The sequence below is a fragment of the Streptomyces sp. SAS_272 genome (assembly GCF_052543235.1).
The window spans coordinates 1-16173 of the sequence record NZ_JBMNDR010000132.1; the positions used below are offsets into that span (position 1 = coordinate 1).

Annotated in this window: 17 protein-coding genes; 6 read left to right on the plus strand and 11 right to left on the minus strand. The window is 72.0% G+C overall.

Annotation, left to right across the window (positions count from 1 at the left end):
• Positions 1-148 precede the first annotated feature (148 nt).
• Entirely contained in the window at positions 149-712 is a 564-nt protein-coding gene (locus ACN6LD_RS39575) for a hypothetical protein (protein ID WP_319196541.1), read from the minus strand.
• A gap of 230 nt (positions 713-942) precedes the next feature.
• Entirely contained in the window at positions 943-1293 is a 351-nt protein-coding gene (locus ACN6LD_RS39580) for a VOC family protein (protein WP_445045668.1), read from the minus strand.
• 273 nt (positions 1294-1566) lie between these two features.
• On the opposite strand from ACN6LD_RS39580, the gene ACN6LD_RS39585 reads away from it, so the two are divergent.
• Positions 1567-2781: a helix-turn-helix domain-containing protein gene (locus ACN6LD_RS39585; protein ID WP_445045669.1), complete on the plus strand. Its 1215-nt coding sequence runs from the start codon at positions 1567-1569 to the stop codon at positions 2779-2781.
• Positions 2782-3015: 234 nt separating this feature from the next.
• Here the strand turns inward: ACN6LD_RS39585 and ACN6LD_RS39590 are convergent, their stop codons facing one another.
• From ACN6LD_RS39590 to ACN6LD_RS39620, 7 genes are all read right to left on the minus strand, one after another.
• Positions 3016-3393: a hypothetical protein gene (locus ACN6LD_RS39590; protein WP_319196547.1), complete on the minus strand. Its 378-nt coding sequence runs from the start codon at positions 3391-3393 to the stop codon at positions 3016-3018.
• A gap of 115 nt (positions 3394-3508) precedes the next feature.
• Positions 3509-4144 (minus strand): DUF4232 domain-containing protein, encoded by a 636-nt coding sequence (locus ACN6LD_RS39595; protein ID WP_445045670.1) that lies wholly within the window; start codon positions 4142-4144, stop codon positions 3509-3511.
• Between the two features lie 359 nt (positions 4145-4503).
• A complete protein-coding gene (locus ACN6LD_RS39600) occupies positions 4504-5424 on the minus strand; it encodes a hypothetical protein (protein ID WP_445045671.1) in 921 nt (306 codons plus the stop codon).
• Between the two features lie 147 nt (positions 5425-5571).
• Entirely contained in the window at positions 5572-6594 is a 1023-nt protein-coding gene (locus tag ACN6LD_RS39605) for a TolB family protein (RefSeq protein ID WP_319196552.1), read from the minus strand.
• Complete coding sequence (locus tag ACN6LD_RS39610; protein WP_445045672.1) at positions 6591-7943, minus strand: MFS transporter; 1353 nt, start codon at positions 7941-7943, stop codon at positions 6591-6593. Before ACN6LD_RS39610 ends, ACN6LD_RS39605 begins: the two co-directional genes overlap by 4 nt.
• A gap of 5 nt (positions 7944-7948) precedes the next feature.
• Positions 7949-8839, minus strand: coding sequence for an alkaline phosphatase family protein (locus ACN6LD_RS39615; protein WP_445045673.1), 891 nt, complete (start codon positions 8837-8839; stop codon positions 7949-7951).
• Between the two features lie 271 nt (positions 8840-9110).
• Positions 9111-9902 carry an arsenate reductase/protein-tyrosine-phosphatase family protein gene (locus tag ACN6LD_RS39620; protein WP_445045674.1) on the minus strand — a complete coding sequence of 264 codons (792 nt, stop codon included), beginning with the start codon at positions 9900-9902 and terminating at the stop codon, positions 9111-9113.
• Positions 9903-9985: 83 nt separating this feature from the next.
• Here ACN6LD_RS39620 and ACN6LD_RS39625 point away from each other — a divergent pair, with 83 nt between their 5' ends.
• From ACN6LD_RS39625 to ACN6LD_RS39635, 3 genes are all read left to right on the plus strand, one after another.
• Positions 9986-11257 carry an APC family permease gene (locus ACN6LD_RS39625; protein WP_445045675.1) on the plus strand — a complete coding sequence of 424 codons (1272 nt, stop codon included), beginning with the start codon at positions 9986-9988 and terminating at the stop codon, positions 11255-11257.
• Between the two features lie 202 nt (positions 11258-11459).
• Positions 11460-12104, plus strand: coding sequence for a GAP family protein (locus ACN6LD_RS39630; RefSeq protein WP_319191885.1), 645 nt, complete (start codon positions 11460-11462; stop codon positions 12102-12104).
• Positions 12105-12259: 155 nt separating this feature from the next.
• The gene (locus ACN6LD_RS39635) at positions 12260-12430 is read left to right on the plus strand and encodes a hypothetical protein (RefSeq protein ID WP_057577173.1); all 171 of its coding nucleotides are present in this window, start codon (positions 12260-12262) and stop codon (positions 12428-12430) included.
• Between the two features lie 103 nt (positions 12431-12533).
• Here ACN6LD_RS39635 and ACN6LD_RS39640 read toward each other — a convergent pair whose 3' ends face one another.
• Complete coding sequence (locus tag ACN6LD_RS39640) at positions 12534-13814, minus strand: MFS transporter (protein WP_445045676.1); 1281 nt, start codon at positions 13812-13814, stop codon at positions 12534-12536.
• Between the two features lie 54 nt (positions 13815-13868).
• Between ACN6LD_RS39640 and ACN6LD_RS39645 the strand changes: the two genes are divergently transcribed.
• Complete coding sequence (locus ACN6LD_RS39645) at positions 13869-14612, plus strand: AraC family transcriptional regulator (RefSeq protein WP_445045678.1); 744 nt, start codon at positions 13869-13871, stop codon at positions 14610-14612.
• Between the two features lie 64 nt (positions 14613-14676).
• Here the strand turns inward: ACN6LD_RS39645 and ACN6LD_RS39650 are convergent, their stop codons facing one another.
• Entirely contained in the window at positions 14677-15600 is a 924-nt protein-coding gene (locus ACN6LD_RS39650; RefSeq protein WP_445045677.1) for an NAD(P)-dependent oxidoreductase, read from the minus strand.
• A gap of 84 nt (positions 15601-15684) precedes the next feature.
• Here ACN6LD_RS39650 and ACN6LD_RS39655 point away from each other — a divergent pair, with 84 nt between their 5' ends.
• A complete protein-coding gene (locus ACN6LD_RS39655) occupies positions 15685-16056 on the plus strand; it encodes a winged helix-turn-helix transcriptional regulator (protein WP_319191880.1) in 372 nt (123 codons plus the stop codon).
• The last annotated feature ends 117 nt before the right edge of the window (positions 16057-16173 follow it).

A 16173-nucleotide genomic window follows, 5' to 3' on the forward strand; every position in this document is an offset into this window, starting at 1 on the left:
CCCCCCTCCCCCCCCCCCCCCCCCCCTCGCCGTCGCTGCGCCACCGACACTTTCGGCTGAGGCATCCGGCGCAGGGTTTCTGCAGCGTGGCGAACGGAACCCGGCCGCCTTGCTCGCGCGGGTCACGCGTTGACGCGGCGCCAGCGTGTCAGAGGGCGCCCTTCTTCGCGCCGGAGAACGCGGCGAACGCGCCGATGGCGAGGAAGAGGAAGGTCATCGCGTCGGCCGTCTCGCTCCAGCCCTCGGTCAGCACGTCGAAGTGCTCGGTGAACAACGAGGTCGCGGAGACGCCGAGTTCGTCGCCGCCGATCATCGCGATGCCGATGAGCTGGCCGAGGTAGACCGCGCCCAGCGACAGCAGGGCACTGACCACGGGCAGCACCGGGTTGGCGCCGCCGATCTTGCCCGCCGCGAAGCCGATGAGGAAGCCCACGCCGACGGCCGCGTAGCCGATCTCGTACTCCGTCGCGCCGACGATGGCACCGTAGATGCCTGCCGAGACCAGCGCCACGACGACGGCGACGACCAGGCCCAGGGCGACGTTGTTGCGGGCGGGCGCAGCCGGGGCGGGGGGAGGCAGAGCGCCACCGGCCTGCTGGGCGAAGGGATTGCCGTCGGTGGGCTGCGGAGCGCCGGGAGCACCGGGTGCGCCGACGGGAGGCTGCTGGGCGAACGGGTTGCCCTCGGACGGCGGCGGCGCTGACTGGGTCATGACAGGATCCCCCCACGGGACTGATGCGGCAAGTGGCGTGATGTGTGCGCACGAATGTGCGACGAGACGCCGAAGACTAGCAGCCGAGACGGCCCTCTTCGCGGGGATTACCCGGGGAGGAAACTCGAGGATTGCCAGGGGAGGACACTCGAGGCCGACGGCGGCATGGGCCTGACCGCCGCGAGCTCCTCCCACCACGACCAGCCGACGCCGAGACCGGTGTTGTGGGGTCACAGACTGTGGGCCGTGGGGTGGAGTGGTTCGTACAGCGGGAGTTCGGCGCCGCTGGGAAGGCGGATCGCGGCCAGTTTGCCCCAGCGCTGCTCACTGACCGGCCGGGTGATCTCGACGCCCTGCGCGCGGAACCCGCTGAGCTGGGCGGCGAGGTCATCGGTCATCAGGAAGAACTCGTGCCGGGGCGGGCCGTCGGTCGGGTGGACGGCCGCCTCGGCCGGGGGCAGCTTGAAGACGAGCCAGCCGCCGCCCGCGTCGACGCCGGGAAAGCCGAGGACGTCACGGATGAAGGCGCGGTCCGCCTCCGCGTCCTGGCTGTAGAGGATGACATGCGCACCACTGATCATGGCCGGCTCCTGCCCGTGGACGTGCTGACGGTCGTGTCCTGCGACATCCTCGCCTGCTCGGAGGCGAGACGCCTTCGCCGGCACGGGGCGACACGAGGTTCGTCCCCGGTCGGGCCGTCCACAGGCCGCAGCGCGACGCTGGAACCATCCCAGCCTCATCGACGTGCAGGTATGGGGAGTGCCCGGGATGCCGTCCCGGCCTCGGGACATGACTGCACGGGCCGACGGACGGATGCGGGTACGGACCACATGGATGCAATCCACGATGACGTAGTGGAGTTCGCCCTGCTGCTGACGCGTCTGAAGGAGCGCACGGACCGCAGCTACGCGGCGCTGGGCCGCCGACTGGGCATGAACGCCTCCACGCTCCACCGCTACTGCTCCGGGGAGGCCGTTCCCCTGGACTTCACCGGGCTCGAACGCTTCGCCGCACTCTGCGGAGCTTCCCCGGAGGAACGCGTGGAGTTGCACCGCCGGTGGATCCTGGCAGTCGCGGCGCGGCGACGATCACGCCTTTCCGACGCCCGGCGGGCGGCGACGCGCCACGACACCGCGAACCCGGCGCCCTCCTCCGCACCCGTCGGCCACGGCGACCGGGCGGACGAGGCGCCCGAGCAGACCATGCCCGCCGGCCCGGGGCCGGCCTTTCCAGCCGACCGGCCGGCGCCCGCCCGGCGCCCTCGACGGCGGCCCGTGCGGTCGATGGTGCTGGCGGCCTCGCTCGCCCTCGCGTTCGCCGGCCTCACCACATCCGCTGCCGGGCCTCCGTTCGAAGGCGGTGGGCCGTCAGCCTCTGCCCGCACCGCACCGAAGCCCTCTGCGCCGGCCGCACCGGGCGGCGGCAGCCCACAGAGCGAGGCACCGCCGCCGGCCCCGCTCACCTGGACGGCCGACTCCCAGCTCTGGCAGCTCGATTGCGACCATGACTACGTCATCGCCAAGCCTCCGGAGCAGGTCCCGCCGCCGCCGACTCCAGCAGACGCCGCGGTGTGGGCCGCGTCCCAGAAGGCGGTGCACGGGCAGACCACCAATCTGCGGATCTCCGTGCAGGGGCGCGGCTTGGCCGCCGTGGTGCTGGAGGCACTGCATGTGCGCGTGGTCGACCGCGTCACCCCCGCCGACCGCTCGGGCTCCGCATACTCCATGTACGAAGGCTGCGGCGCCGTCCTCGTCCCCCGCTACTTCGCCGTGGACCTCGACGCGCGCCGGCCCTTGGCCCGGTCGAAGCCCGGCAACGACCCGGACAGACCGGCGCCCGCCATCGGCTTCCCCTACCAGGTGTCCCTGCGCGATCCGGAGGTCCTGCTGCTCGCCGCACGTACCGAGTCCTGTACCTGCGACTGGTACCTCGACCTCGACTGGTCCTCACAGGGCCGCTCCGGCACCGTGCGCATCGACGACCACGGCCGTCCGTTCCGCACCACCAGCGTCAAAGGGCTGCCGCACTACTGGTACCGCGATCCCCGCGGCTGGGTCCCCATGACCTGACCGTCTGCCAGGACGGGGGCGCAGAGCGGTGGCTGACGAGGCGACAGGCCACGCAGGCCCGCCCGTCCGTGCGGCCGCCGAACTGCACCGGTGCGGTGCGGGTTTCCCGGAGGATCGCGCCGTCGAGGCACAGCTCGGCCGGGGCCGCCGGGAAGCCTGTCGCCGTCCCACCCGTGGCGCGGCGGCAGGCGCGGTCCCACGCGCCTGCCGGCCGTTCCGTCGGCTCCGGCGGATCTAGCAGGTGGCCCTGCTGGAGATCTTTATCCCGTTGACGAGCACCGAGTCGGCGAACACGGTCGAGCTGTTCGGCGGAAGGCAGATCGAGCCTCCGCCCTGGAGCCGCAGGTACACCACGTCGTCGTTCCGGGTGTTCATGACCCCGTAGTGCGGCCGGGGCGTGACCGCCTGATAGGAGGTGGTGACGTCCTTGTACTTCGACATCGGCCTGCCCGCGAGCAAGGCGTCGTCGTCCACGTAGAAGCAGACGTAGGGGTACGGGCAGCCATGGGTCGGGGGCTCCGCGTGGGCCGCGGACGCGCCGGTCAGGGACATGGCCGCGACGGCCACGCCCACCCCCGCCGAGCCGGCGGCCTTCCGGATGGCAGATTTCATCATTCCTCCAGGAACTCGAGTCGTCTTTCGAAAGCGTCCCGCCGGTGTGCGGCGGGCGTTCAGTACAGCTGGGCGTTCTCGTCGGCCGCTGCGGAACGGGCCCGGTCGGGCTCCGTCACTTCGACATGATGAAGTCCAGGGCGAAACCGGAAGCAGTCGTCCAGTAGGTGACGAGCTGACCGTCGTCCGCGTACAGCGTCGGGGCGGGCATGGGGACGTCCATCGGCCGGCCCGCGCTGCTGCCGGGCTTGCGGCCCTGGAGGCCGAGGGTGATGCTCTTCGCCTCGTACTCGTCCCTGGCGCCACCGCTGACGAGCAGCGCGGCATAGGCCTCTTCACCCGGAGCCAGAGTGACGGGCGCCCCCGGGGTCGGATCGCTCTCCTTGATCACGGGCACCGTGGTCCGGGCATCGGCGCCCAGCCTTACCAGAGGGTGGCGGTAGAGGTTGCACTTCTTGTCGCCGGCGTTCTGGACGATCAGGAGGAGGTGCCTGGCCTCCTTGCTGTCCGCGGGTTCCTTGACCGCGGACACCCCGAGAACGTCCTGCGAGCAGGCGGCGACGGCGCTCTTCCCGGCGACGGCGCCCTTCCCCGCGGCGCCGTCCGAGCGGTGCGCCACCGCGTCGACGGGCTTGCCGCCGGCCGTCCGCGGCCCGATGTCGGAGGCCTGCGCCGACACGCCCCACCCAAGAGCCAGGACGAGGCCCGCGGCCACGGCCACACGGCGGCCACCGAAAGACTTCACGTTCATGTGCATGCTCCATTTCCGATCGGTTCGAGGTCGTCGCACATGCCCGCGGCCCGGCACACCGGACGGCGGCGCCGGCAGCGCATGCGGTCGGACGCCCCGTGGAAGTCCGCGCCCTGCGTCCCGGCCCCCGTGGAGGACGGATGTCTCTCTGACCGGGTGGGTCGGGGTGTCGTGGCGCTGTCGGGCTCGTCCGCCGCTTCAGCCGGTGCGACAGCCACAGCCTCGGATGCCGTCCGGGCCTGGGACAACAGCCACCGCCACCCTGCAACGGCGGGACGATCCCACCCTCGACGACCTGCACGAACAAGGCAGCCTGGGATGCCCGTCCGGGATGCGGAACCCTTCTCGAGGCGGGGTGTTCAGCGCGTGGGAGTCGGTTCCGGCGCCGACTCCGGCGCCGGCTGCTCCACCTCGGGCGCCTCGGGCCCGCCGAACCACGCCACGGCGACCGCGCCCGCCACCGCCAGGACGAAGCCGAGCATCGCCATCCAGGCGAGACCGGCCCGCGAGGCGTCGCCGAGCCACAGCACGCCGATGGCCCCCGGCAACACGGTCTCACCGACGACCAGGGCCGCGGTGGCCCCGTTGACCGAACCGATCTGCAAGGCGACGGTGTGCAGGTACATCCCCCCTACGCCGGCCGTCACGATCGCGTACAGGGCAGGATCCGTGAGCATCCCGGTCAAGTCGAAGGGGGCGACGCCGTCGAGGATGCGGACGCCCACGCCGAGCGCGCCGAATCCCAGGCCGGACAGCAGGCCGGCCAGGATCGCCGCGCGGGGACCGACGAGGCGTACCGCGATCGTGCCGCCCACCATCAGAGCAAGCGAGATCGCCAGAAGCCACCAGTGCGTGGCGATCGGGATGCCGTGTCCGCTGCCCTCCTCCCCCGCCGCCGTCGCGAGCAGGACGAGCGCCGCGCAGACCACGCCGATGGACGTCCATTCGGCGCGACTCAGCCGGATGCCGAGGAGCCGCACGCTCAGCACGGCGGTGATGATCAGGTTGGCGCTGATCACGGTTTGCGAGAGAAACAGCGGCAGCAGCCGAGCGGCCAGCGCGCCGAGCGCGAAGCCCACGAAGTCCAGGACGGTACCGACGACGAACTCCCAGGTCATCGCGGCCTTCGCGGTCGATGACAGGCTCGGTCCCCCGTACTGGGTGCGGGCCGTGCTGGCCGCGTCGCTCCGCGCGGACCTGCGTGACCCGACGGCTTGCAGGACTGAGCCTGTGCCGTAACAGACGGATGCAGCAACGGCTGTCACCAAGCCGATCAACACGATTCGCTCCGTTCCTGACGGGCGCCGACTCGGCGCCGTCCCGGTTGACCAGACGGCATCCGGGCACGGAGCGTTGCCTCACCGCCGGGTTCACCCCCACCCGTTCCCCGGGCGCGGCGACGGGCGCGGCGACGGGCGCGGCGGGCGTCACCCCAGATAGGCGGGGGCGACTGCGGAGTTCATCAGACGTCGGGCTCTGCCGGTGCCGTCGGCGGGGACGGTCCACAGGTCCGAGCCGTAGTCGCCGGGCAGCGCGTAGACGAGGGTGGCGCCGTCCGCCCACAGGGCCTGGTCGTCGACGTTGCGGCCCTCGGCGGTCGCGGTCTCCCGCATGGTGCGCAGGTTCAGGACGTACAGGCGCCACGGAGCGTCGGGGGACGCTCCTTCGACGCGCTTCTTGTAGGCGACCCGGGTGCCGTCGGGTGAGAGCGACGGACATTCGACGTTGCGGTGCAAGGTGGTGAGGGTGCGTGCGGTGACGTCGCCCCGGACGAGATAGGTCCGGCCGCCGGTCGCCAGCGTCGCGTAGAAGCGGTGGTCGTCGGCGAAGGTGACCCCCCAGATGTTGACGTCCGCCGCATGATAGGACCGGCCGTCCCTGATGACGTCGAACGTCTCCAGGTTGTCGTCGATCGCCCACGTCCGGGTGTCGACTATGGCGGTCCGGGTGGAGAAGTCGGTCCCGGCGTACGAGTCTCCGCTGACGAACACCGTCCAGGCGACCAGATGACCGGAGGGCGAGACCCGGGCCCGGGTCGGGATGCCCGCCGCCGGGAAGCGGTGCCGTTCGCGCAGGTGGGCGTCGAGCACCACCGCGCGGTAGGTGTCCTCGAGCGGGCCGTGCACGGTCTGGAGGCAGATGCCGGTGCCGGCCGCAGCGTGGAAGCGCAGGCACTTCACGCCCGACACGGTTCGCGGGCCCTGCGGATCGTCGGCGGGCACGGTGGCGATCTCGTCGCGGTGCGGCCCCCACGCCAGGTTGCGTACCAGCAGCCGGCGTTCGGCCGTCGGCCGCAGCGAGACGGTACCGGCCCGCACGATCGGACCGTCCGCCTGCTGCTCGTCCCGCATGCCCGACCGGTGGGCGGCGTGGAGCACCGCCCCCGTGCCGACCGCGCCGAGCAGGACGACGGCGACCAGCAGGATCACCAGGCGGGTTGTCCGGGTCATGCGCGCACCTCGTCAATGGCGAGGGGCGCCTCGTCGGCGGTACGGAGAAGGAACGCGGCCACGACGGCGCTGACCGCCAGTGCGGCGGCGGTGACGGTGAGCGCGGTCCGGCCGCCCCACAGACTCCACGCGGCGCCGAAGGCGAGCGAGCAGGCGAACCGCGCCAGCGCCTGCCCGGTGCCCACCAGCGCCTGCCCGGCGCCCTGTTGCCGGGCCGGTACCACCCCCGCGGTGGCGGCGGCGAGCACGCCGTCGGTCGCCGCGTAGAACGTTCCGTGCAGGACGAGGACGGCCACCACGGCCGGAGCGCCGTGCCACGGGGAGAGCACCAGGCCGTAGGCGAGCAGCAGGACCCCGTGACCGGCCAGGAAGAGCCGGCGGCGGGTGACGCGGTCGGCGAGCGCTCCGAGCGGCACGGCGAGCAGGAGGAAGAAGGCGGCGGTGCCCAGTGGCAGCAGCGGGAACAGGTGGGCGGGAAGGTTAGCTTCGCGCTGGAGCAGCAGGTAGAGGAAGGAGTCGCTGACGGTCGTCAGGCCGAGCAGGGCCGCGCACACCGTGAGCCGGCGCAGTCGCGGGCGGCGCAGCAGCCCGACGGCGTCCCGCAGCGTCGGCGGCCGGACCGGCTCGGGCTGCCCCAGGGCATCGCCGGGCGCCGGGTGACGGCGCTCGGGCTGCCGTACGGCATCGGCGCGGGCCGAGATCCGGCGGGGCACGAAGAGCACCAGCACCAGGACGCCGAACGCGGCGATACAGCCGCTGACCGCGAAGACCGCGTCGTATCCGTCGACGGTGGCCCGCAGCACGGCGAAGGCGACGAGCGGGCCGAGGAGCGCGCCGGTGGTGTCCATGGCCCGGTGCACGCCGAACGCCCGCCCGCGGCGCCCGGGTTCGGTGGCCAGCGCGATCATCGCGTCCCGGGGCGCGGTACGCAGGCCTTTGCCGGTGCGGTCGACCGCGAGCACGGCGCTGATCACGGGCAGGGTGTGCGCGAGCAGCAGGAGCGGCTTGCACAGCGCCGAAAGGCCGTAGCCGAGGCCCGCCACGACCTTGTGCCTGCGGCCGCCCCGGTCGGCGAGGTGACCGCCGGCCAGCCGGACCAGGGCCCCGACGCCGTTGTTGATGCCGTCGAGGAGACCGAAGCCGAGCGGCGACAGGCCGAGGCCCGCGACCACGTAGAGCGGCAGGACCGCGGTGACCATCTCCGAGGAGACGTCGGTGATGAGGCTGACCGCGCCCAGGGCCAGCACGGTGGCGGGCACGGCGGTCGGCCGCCGCCCCGGACGGGTGTCCGGGACGACGGCGGCCTCGGTGCCGCCGGAATCCGTACTGCGGGAGTCCGCGAGGTACACGGGCGTCAGTTCCAGATGCCGGTGATGTCGGACGCCGACGCGGCGTTGCCCGCGTGCGTGGACAGACCGGCCAGGTCCTCGAGGGTGCGCAGCACGTTGTAGTGGTTGTACGTGGTGGCGGTGGAACTGCCGGCCGTGACGTGCTCACCGTAGAAGACGGTGGGGATGCGGTTGCCGGACAGCTTGTTGTCCTCGTCGAAGGTGACGGCGAGGATGCTGTTGTGGGTCTTGGCCCAAGTGGCGTAGGCGCCCAGTTTGTTCTTGATCCAGGTGTCACCCGTGGAGACCGAGCAGTCGTGCATGTCGCTGCACAGGTTCGGGACGACGAAGGAGACCTCGGGCAGGGTCGTGTAGTCGGTCGGGAACTGCGCCATGGTCATCGCGGTGTTGGTCGGCACGTTGGAGAAGCCGAACCACGGGTTGTGCTTCTGCGCGTAGTTGCCGCTGCTGCACGTGGTCGAACCCTGGCTGGGCAGCGACTCGTTGTAGCTCTTCCACGTCTTGCCGGCGGCGATCAGCTCGGAGCCGAGGTTGGGCGCGGACATGGAGCCGACGCTGACGCAACTGTCGTCGGTACGACCCTGGTTGGAGCCCGAGAAGAGCATGTAGTAGTTCGGCTCACTGGGGTGGGTCAGGCCGTAGGACTGGGTGAGGTCGGCGCCACCCGCCTTGAGGGTGTTGTTGATGTACGGGGCGCTGGAACTGCCGATGACCTGGGTGTAGGCGTGGTTCTCCATCACCACGACCACCACGTGGTCGGGGGCCGGGAGAGCGGCGGCCTGGGCTGTGGTGGACGTGACGGTCCACAGTCCGATCGAGGCGGCGGTGAGGGCGACGGCTCCGGCGAGTGCGGAGAGGTAACGTCGGTTGCGCTGGGGAGCCTTGACGGCGGCCATGACTGTCCTCCGGACAGAAGCGACGGACGTTCGAGGGGGCGGCGCCGCAACACTAGGGGCACCGGGCCGTCCCCGGGGTGAAGGGCGGACGAACCGTGGACGCCGACGGGCAAAAATCACCCCAGGCACAGGTCACGCACAGGAAAAGTCCACCGGCGGCGCCGCGATCCGCCCTTCCCGGGGAGTGAAGCCGAGACGGCCGGTGGAGAGGTCGCCCGCTTCCCGCACGTCGTCGACGAGGTGCCGAAATTCGCCGACCGGCCGCATGCGGTCACTGCTCGACCTCCTGCGGCGTGGGGGCGAGCACGGGCATCAGGTAGCGGATGCGGGTGTCGATCTCTGCTGCCGTGCGGACGAACGCGGGGCGGCCGACGGGCCCGGGTCCGGTGGCTGCGGTCGGGTCGGGGATGCTCCAGTGGACCAGACGTGGCCGGTCGTCGCCGAAGTCGGGGCAGACCTCGCGCACCTTGTCGCACAGGCTGATCACGTAGTCGAACCGGCGGCCGAGCAGCGTGTCCAGGTGTCGTGGGCGCTGCCCCGAGACGTCGACGCCGTACTGCTCACACAGGACGCGTACGGCGTCGGCATGGATCCCCGGTCTGGGGTGGCTGCCGGCGCTGGTCACCTCGACCTGACCGTCGGTGCGGTGGCGCAGCAGCGCCTCCGCGATCGGTGAGCGGGCGCTGTTGCCGGTGCAGGCGAACAGGACGGCCGGTCGTCTCGCCGTGCGCGTCGGGGAGGGCGGAGCCGGTGGCGGGGTGGGGGCGAAGCCCAGCGCCGGGTGCAGGGCGCCGCCCGCGCCGGCGAGCGCGTGGGCGCATCGCTCCAGGTCCAGGTGGTAGTAGCTGTCGCGGGCGTCGAAACTGCTGCGGTGGGCGGTGACCAGCCCCGCGCCGCGCAGCAGCCGCAGATGGTAGGAGACCAGGTTCTGCGGCCGGCCGACCCGTTGCACCAGCTCGCGGACCCGGTAGTCGCCCGCGGCGAGTTCGGCCAGCAGCCTCCACCGCAGCGGGTGGGCGGCCAGCCGCACGAACGCCGGGGCGGCAGCACCGGAGGGCCTCATGAATCCAAAATTACATCAAACCCTGTTGATGTACCTTGCTGCCCGGGGTCCCGACCCTTCACGCCGGAAGACGGAGGCACGTCATGAGCCAGCCCACCGGGCCCGGGTCACCGCAGCTGCAGCGGCGGCTCGGCGTCGCCGACGCCGTGCTCATCGGACTGGGTTCGATGATCGGGGCGGGCATCTTCGCGGCGCTCGCCCCGGCGGCCCGCGCGGCCGGTTCCGGACTGCTGGTCGCTCTGGCGGTGGCCGCGGTGGTGGCGTACTGCAACGCCACGTCCTCCGCCCGGCTGGCCGCCCGGTACCCGGCTTCCGGCGGCACCTACGTCTACGGCCGCGAACGCCTCGGCGACTTCTGGGGCTACCTGGCGGGCTGGGCCTTCGTGGTCGGCAAGACCGCCTCCTGTGCGGCGATGGCGCTGACCGTCGGTTCGTACGCGTGGCCCGGTCACGCCCACGCGGTGGCGGTCGCCGCGGTGGTGGCGCTCACCGCCGTGAACTACGCCGGGATCCAGAAGTCCGCATGGCTGACCCGGGCCGTCGTCGCCTTCGTGCTGACGGTGCTGGCGGCGGTCGTGGTCGCCTGCCTCACCTCGTCGGCGGCGGACGCGGGCCGGCTGGACGTCGGCTCCGACGTCACGGTCTCCGGCGTACTGCAGGCCGCGGGCCTGTTGTTCTTCGCCTTCGCCGGGTACGCCCGCATCGCCACGCTCGGCGAGGAGGTCCGCGATCCCGCGCGCACCATCCCCCGTGCCGTCCCGCTCGCTCTCGGCGTCACGCTGGTCGTGTACGCGGCCGTGGCGGTCGCCGTCCTGACGGTGCTGGGCCCCCGCGGGCTGGGTGAGGCGGCCGCTCCGCTCTCGGACGCGGTGAGGGCCGCCGGGGCGGACCGGTTGGCGCCCGTCGTCCGGGGCGGGGCGGCCGTCGCCGCGCTCGGCTCCCTGCTCGCCCTGATCCTGGGTGTCTCCCGCACCACTCTGGCGATGGCCCGCGACCGGCACCTGCCCCATGTCCTGGCCGCCGTTCATCCACGCTTCCAGGTGCCGCACCGCGCCGAACTGCTGGTGGGCGCCGTCGTCGTGCTGCTGGCCGCCACCACCGACGTACGCGGCGCGATCGGCTTCTCCTCCTTCGGCGTCCTCGTGTACTACGCCGTCGCCAACGCCTCCGCCTGGACGCTCACGCCGGACGAGAACCGCCCGCCCCGCATCGTCCCCGCGGCGGGCCTGGCCGGCTGTCTGCTGCTGGCCTTCACCCTGCCCGCCTCGTCCGTCGCGTGGGGCAGCACGGTCCTCGCCGCAGGCATCGCCGCCTACGGAACACGCCGTGCCGTCACCGCCCGTCGGGCTTCCTGAACCACTCACGGGACGGACGGGCCGGTCGTCGACAGTTCCCCGAACCGACCGATGCCGCCCCATCCGGGTGCGGCTTGCTTGACCAGCCAGGTCGTCGCCTGCACAGTCGGAAGTGCGGCGCCGCAGCACCGCCACACCCTGCCGACCGGCCCGCCCAGCCAGGGGCGTCAGGCGGCCCTGACATCCGGGAGCGGTTGAACCGATGGCCCTCGACCTGGTGGTGATCGGTACCGCCGTCACCCTGGGGCCGCTGCACAACAGCGCCTTCATCCTGCTGCTCTCCTCGCGGCGCGGCGTTCGTCAGGGGCTGGCGTTCCTGTTGTCGTGGCTGGCCAACCTGGTCGTGGTGATCGCCTGCGTGATGCTGCTGACCGGCGGTCAGCCCCCGGCCCGGCACAGCGCGCCCTCGACCGCCGCTCTCGCTGCGAAGGTCGCCCTCGGCCTGGCGCTGGTGGTCTACGGCGCACACCGGCACCGCCGACCGCCCCGCCCGCACGGTCCGCCGCGCTGGTCCGCCCGGATCGACAACGCGTCGCCGGCCACGGCAGCGGGCCTGGCATGGCTGCTGCAGCCCTGGGCACTGGTCGGCGCCGGCGCCGCGACCGCCGTCGACGCGAGCCTCTCCACCCTCGCCGGCTGGCTCGTCCTGACCGCCTACTGCCTGCTCGCCACCCTCAGCCTCATCGTCATGGAGATGTACGCGGTCTGGGCGCCCGCGGTCGCGAGCGCCCGGTTGAACGCCCTGCGGAGCTGGCTCGCGCAGCACCAGGAGCAGCTGATCGTCACGCTCGCCATGCTGGCGGGCCTGTGGCTGACGGCCAGGAGCATCGCCGCACTGGTCGCCTGACAGGGGCTGGTGACGCACCTCGCCGACGGCCCCGACGCCGATGACGAGGTCCGTGAAACGTGATCTGCTTCCCGCGAGAGTGCTGAAGAAACCAGGCGAATGTGCTGCGTGTTCTTCGATTCGCCGGGCACGAGGACCAACGGAGGTTGATAACTATGGTTCCCCTGCTTCTCGTTCTTCTGCTGGCCCTGGTCCTCTTCGGTGCGGGGTTCGCCCTGAAGGCACTGTGGTGGATCGCCGTCATCGTGCTGGCGGTCTGGCTGCTCGGCTTCGTCATGCGCAGCGCGGACACCGGCGGCCGCAAGGGCCGCTGGTATCGCTGGTAGTCCACCGCACCACCACCGACCTGTGGGCTCCGGGAACACCCGGAGCCCACAGGCATGCCCGCACCGCTGACGGCCTCGGCGCGCAGACGTCACCGAGAGTCGGTCACCGGAGGCCGGGCTGCCGGGGCGGACGCCTGGACGACGTCGGTGTCGTCCGTGTGGCGGGTGTCGTCCGTGTCGACTCTGCCGTCGGCGCCGTCGGCGCAGTCCGGTCGTCGGCCTCCGGTTGCGGCGCGGCCCTGAAGTGCGGTGCGGCGGGTTCGGGCAGGTCGCGGAAGGCCAGCCTGCTCAGCAGGGGCATCAGGACGAGAGGCGCCAGGGCGGTCTGCAGGGACGTCGCGTCGGCGAGGGCGCCGATGACGGGGCCGGCCAGGCCGCCGATGCTGACGGTCAGACCGAGGGTGATCCCGTTGGCCGTGCCGACCCGCGAGGGCAGGTAGTCCTGGCCGAGCGTCACCTGCAGCGAGAAGGGCACGTACAGGGCGGCCGACGTCAGCGCCACGAACAGGTAGACGGCCGGTCCCGGCAGCCACACCACGCCCGCGACGGCCGCGGCGGCGACCAGGTACGACCGGCGCGCGACGGTCACCCGGTCCCAGCGGCCCGCCAGAGATCCGCCCAGTACCGAGCCGATCGCACCGCCGACATAGAGCACCGTCAGGGCCGCGGTGCCGGTGGCCGTACCGCCGCCCAGGCGCTGGCGGGCGTACAGCGAGACGAAGGTGCTCAGGCCGACGAACGCGATCGACCTGAAGACAACGGCCAGTGACAGTTTCACGAAGGAGGCGATGTCGTCGCTTCCGGCCGGGCCCGTCGTACCGGATTCCTGGGCCTCCTTCCGCTGCAGGGCCCGCACCACGGGCAGGCACAGCGTGGCGCCGACGAGGGCCGGCAGCACCAGCATGGGCGTCCAGCGCAGTCCCCCGGTGGCCACCACGGCGGTGACCAGGAGCGGCGCCGACGCGAAGCCGACGGTGCCGCCGGTGGAGAACCAGCCCATGGCCCGGTGACTGCCCCGGCCCGCGATCCGGGCGACCCGGGCGGACTCGGGGTGGTAGGCGGCCACACCGACCCCCGAGACGGCGAGGAACACCAGCGTGAGCGGGTAGGAGCCGCTCACACCGCTCAACGCGACGCCGACACCGCCGAGGAGCGTGCCGGCCGGCAGCAGCCAGGGCATCGCCCGACGGTCGGTGAGCACGCCGAACAGCGGCTGCGCCACCGACGACAGCAGCGAGGCGGCGAGCACGATGCCCGAGGCGACCGCGTAGGTGTAGGAACGCTCGGCGACGAAGAACGGCACCAGAGACGCCACGGACCCCTGGTAGACGTCGACGCAGGCGTGCCCGACGGACAGCAGAGTGATCGATGTTTTCCTTCGCACCCCGCCATCGTCGGGACCCGCTCCCGTGTCGCGCTTCCGATAAACTGCCTGATGATGCCGCAAATCCGCCATGAGCCGATCGCTCCGACACGTACCCGACGACTGGCACCCGGTGGCGCGATCGGCGCCCACCGGCACGACGACCACCAGATCGTCTACGCCGGCCGCGGAGTGCTGGCCGTCACGACCGACGCGGGCTCCTGGGTCGCCCCCGGCACCCGCGCCATCTGGGTCCCGGCCGGCGTCGTCCATGCCCACCAGGCCCACGGCGAACTCCAACTGCATCTGGTGGGGCTGCCCGCGACCGACAACCCGCTCGGTCTCGACACCCCGACCGTGCTGGCCGTCGGCCCACTGCTGCGTGAACTGGTCATCGCCTACACCCGGGCGCCCGACGACGACAGCCCCGAACGGACCCGGTTGCGCGCGGTGCTGCTCGACCAGTTGCGGGCCTCCCCCCAAGAGCCCCTGCATCTGCCCACACCGGCCGCCCCCCTGCTGCGCGCGCTGTGCGACATCCTGCTGGCCGACCCGGCCGACCCCCGCACGCTCGCCGAGCTGGGCAGCCAGGTCGGCGCAAGCGACCGCACGCTGTCCCGGCTCTTCCGCGGCGACCTCGGCATGACCTTCCCCCAGTGGCGCACCCAGTTGCGGCTTCAGCACGCGCTGGTCCTGCTCGCCCGGAAGGAACCGGTGACCGCGGTGGCGCACCGGTGCGGCTGGTCCTCGGCCAGCGCCTTCATCGACGTCTTCCGGCGCACGTTCGGCCACACGCCGGGCTCCCATCCGACGGCCTGAGCATCACTGCCGCGCAGCAGGTCGGCGTTGCCCGGCCGCCGACAAAAGGAGCACGCCGCTTTCGTCAGCCCCGCACCGGGTGCCGCGGGTTGCGGATGGCGTCGATGATGCGGGTCCAGTTGTCGCCGCCGTGGCCGTCGTCGATCGCGCGTCGGTAGTGAGCCTGGACCGCCAGGGGAAGCGCGAGGTCGAGGCCGAGCGCCGTGCTGGTCTCGACGATGTGGTCCGACGTCGCGCCCATCATGGTGACCGTGCTGAGGTCACCGGGATGCTCCCCGGCTTCCAGCGCGGCTCCGGGGACTGCTTCGCCGGCCCTGAGAACGGCGCCGATCGTGTCGGTGAAGGACAACAGCTCCGGCAGTGCTTCCGTGGCCTTCGTCCCGGCGGTGCCCAGCATGGCGGTGGCATGCATCAGCGCGGACAACGTGCTGAGGAACACGGCGAGTTGGGCTTGGTACATCACCTGGGCGAGTCCCGGATCCGGGCCCAGGTACCTCGCCGCGCCGAGCGGGGCCAGCGCCGCCCTGTGACGCTCCATCACTTCGCCGGACCCGCTGTAGAAGACAGAGGCCGCTGCGGTGCCGACCATCGGTGCGGGAACCATGACACCACCGGTGAGGAAGGCGGCGTGGTGTCCCGCAGCCCAGGTCGCCGCCTTGCGGGTGCGGTCCGGTGTGTCCGAGCTCAGGTTCACCAGCGTCTTGCCGACGAGCGACGCGGTGGCGTCGCCGAGGATGTCGTACATCGCCCGGTAGTCGGTGAGACTGAGGATCACGAGGTCACTCGCTTCGACCGCCTCGCCGGGTGTCGTTGCGCGCTTCGCCCCGTCGGCGACGACGCCGTCAGCCCGGCCGGCAGTGCGGTTCCAGACGGTGACCGGGTGGCCGGCGGCGAGGAGGGTGCGGGTCATGGCCTGGCCCATCGGGCCCAGTCCGATCACGGTGACTGCGCTGTTCTGCCTGACGGGGTGGTGCTGTTGTGCGTTCATTCCTCCATGCTCGGACAGCGCCACTAGGGTCGGAAGTACCCACTATTTTCTGCGGTACTTACCTTTTCGTAAGGGTGATCAGTGATGGCCAGAACACCGAGATCCGGGCCCTATATCTGCGGTATCGACGCCGCGCTCGATGTGGTCAGCGGCAAGTGGAAGGGACTGATTCTCTGGGAACTCGACGCCCATCGCGTACGGCGTTTCTCCGAACTCCGCCGCGCTCTGCACGGAGTGAGCGAGAAGATGCTGACGCAGCACCTGCGGGAGATGGAGAACGACGGACTCGTGCATCGAGAGGTCTATGCCGAGGTCCCGCCAAGGGTGGAGTACTCCCTGACCGAGCACGGCCACACCCTCAACACGGCGCTCGAGCCGCTCGGCGCTTGGGGCGGTGAGCGGTTACGTCGTGGAGACTTCGAGGTGCTCGACGCGCCCGGGGCCCCGGGCGGCTGAGGACGCCGGACCGGGGGCGCCGGTCCGGACGAGCGGGCGGACAGGTGGGCGGACGGTCAGTGCTCGTCCTGGACGGCCTGACGCCCCCGCGGCAGTCCTTGGGGGGGGGGGGGGGGG

Coding starts and splice junctions, on each gene's coding strand:
- ACN6LD_RS39575 (WP_319196541.1), bottom strand. CDS start 712: ATGACCCAGTCAGCGCCGCCGCCGTCCGAGGGCAACCCGTTCGCCCAG.
- ACN6LD_RS39580 (WP_445045668.1), bottom strand. CDS start 1,293: ATGATCAGTGGTGCGCATGTCATCCTCTACAGCCAGGACGCGGAGGCG.
- ACN6LD_RS39590 (WP_319196547.1), bottom strand. CDS start 3,393: ATGAAATCTGCCATCCGGAAGGCCGCCGGCTCGGCGGGGGTGGGCGTG.
- ACN6LD_RS39595 (WP_445045670.1), bottom strand. CDS start 4,144: ATGAACGTGAAGTCTTTCGGTGGCCGCCGTGTGGCCGTGGCCGCGGGC.
- ACN6LD_RS39605 (WP_319196552.1), bottom strand. CDS start 6,594: ATGACCCGGACAACCCGCCTGGTGATCCTGCTGGTCGCCGTCGTCCTG.
- ACN6LD_RS39615 (WP_445045673.1), bottom strand. CDS start 8,839: ATGGCCGCCGTCAAGGCTCCCCAGCGCAACCGACGTTACCTCTCCGCA.
- ACN6LD_RS39620 (WP_445045674.1), bottom strand. CDS start 9,902: ATGAGGCCCTCCGGTGCTGCCGCCCCGGCGTTCGTGCGGCTGGCCGCC.
- ACN6LD_RS39625 (WP_445045675.1), top strand. CDS start 9,986: ATGAGCCAGCCCACCGGGCCCGGGTCACCGCAGCTGCAGCGGCGGCTC.
- ACN6LD_RS39630 (WP_319191885.1), top strand. CDS start 11,460: ATGGCCCTCGACCTGGTGGTGATCGGTACCGCCGTCACCCTGGGGCCG.
- ACN6LD_RS39635 (WP_057577173.1), top strand. CDS start 12,260: ATGGTTCCCCTGCTTCTCGTTCTTCTGCTGGCCCTGGTCCTCTTCGGT.
- ACN6LD_RS39645 (WP_445045678.1), top strand. CDS start 13,869: ATGCCGCAAATCCGCCATGAGCCGATCGCTCCGACACGTACCCGACGA.
- ACN6LD_RS39650 (WP_445045677.1), bottom strand. CDS start 15,600: ATGAACGCACAACAGCACCACCCCGTCAGGCAGAACAGCGCAGTCACC.
- ACN6LD_RS39655 (WP_319191880.1), top strand. CDS start 15,685: ATGGCCAGAACACCGAGATCCGGGCCCTATATCTGCGGTATCGACGCC.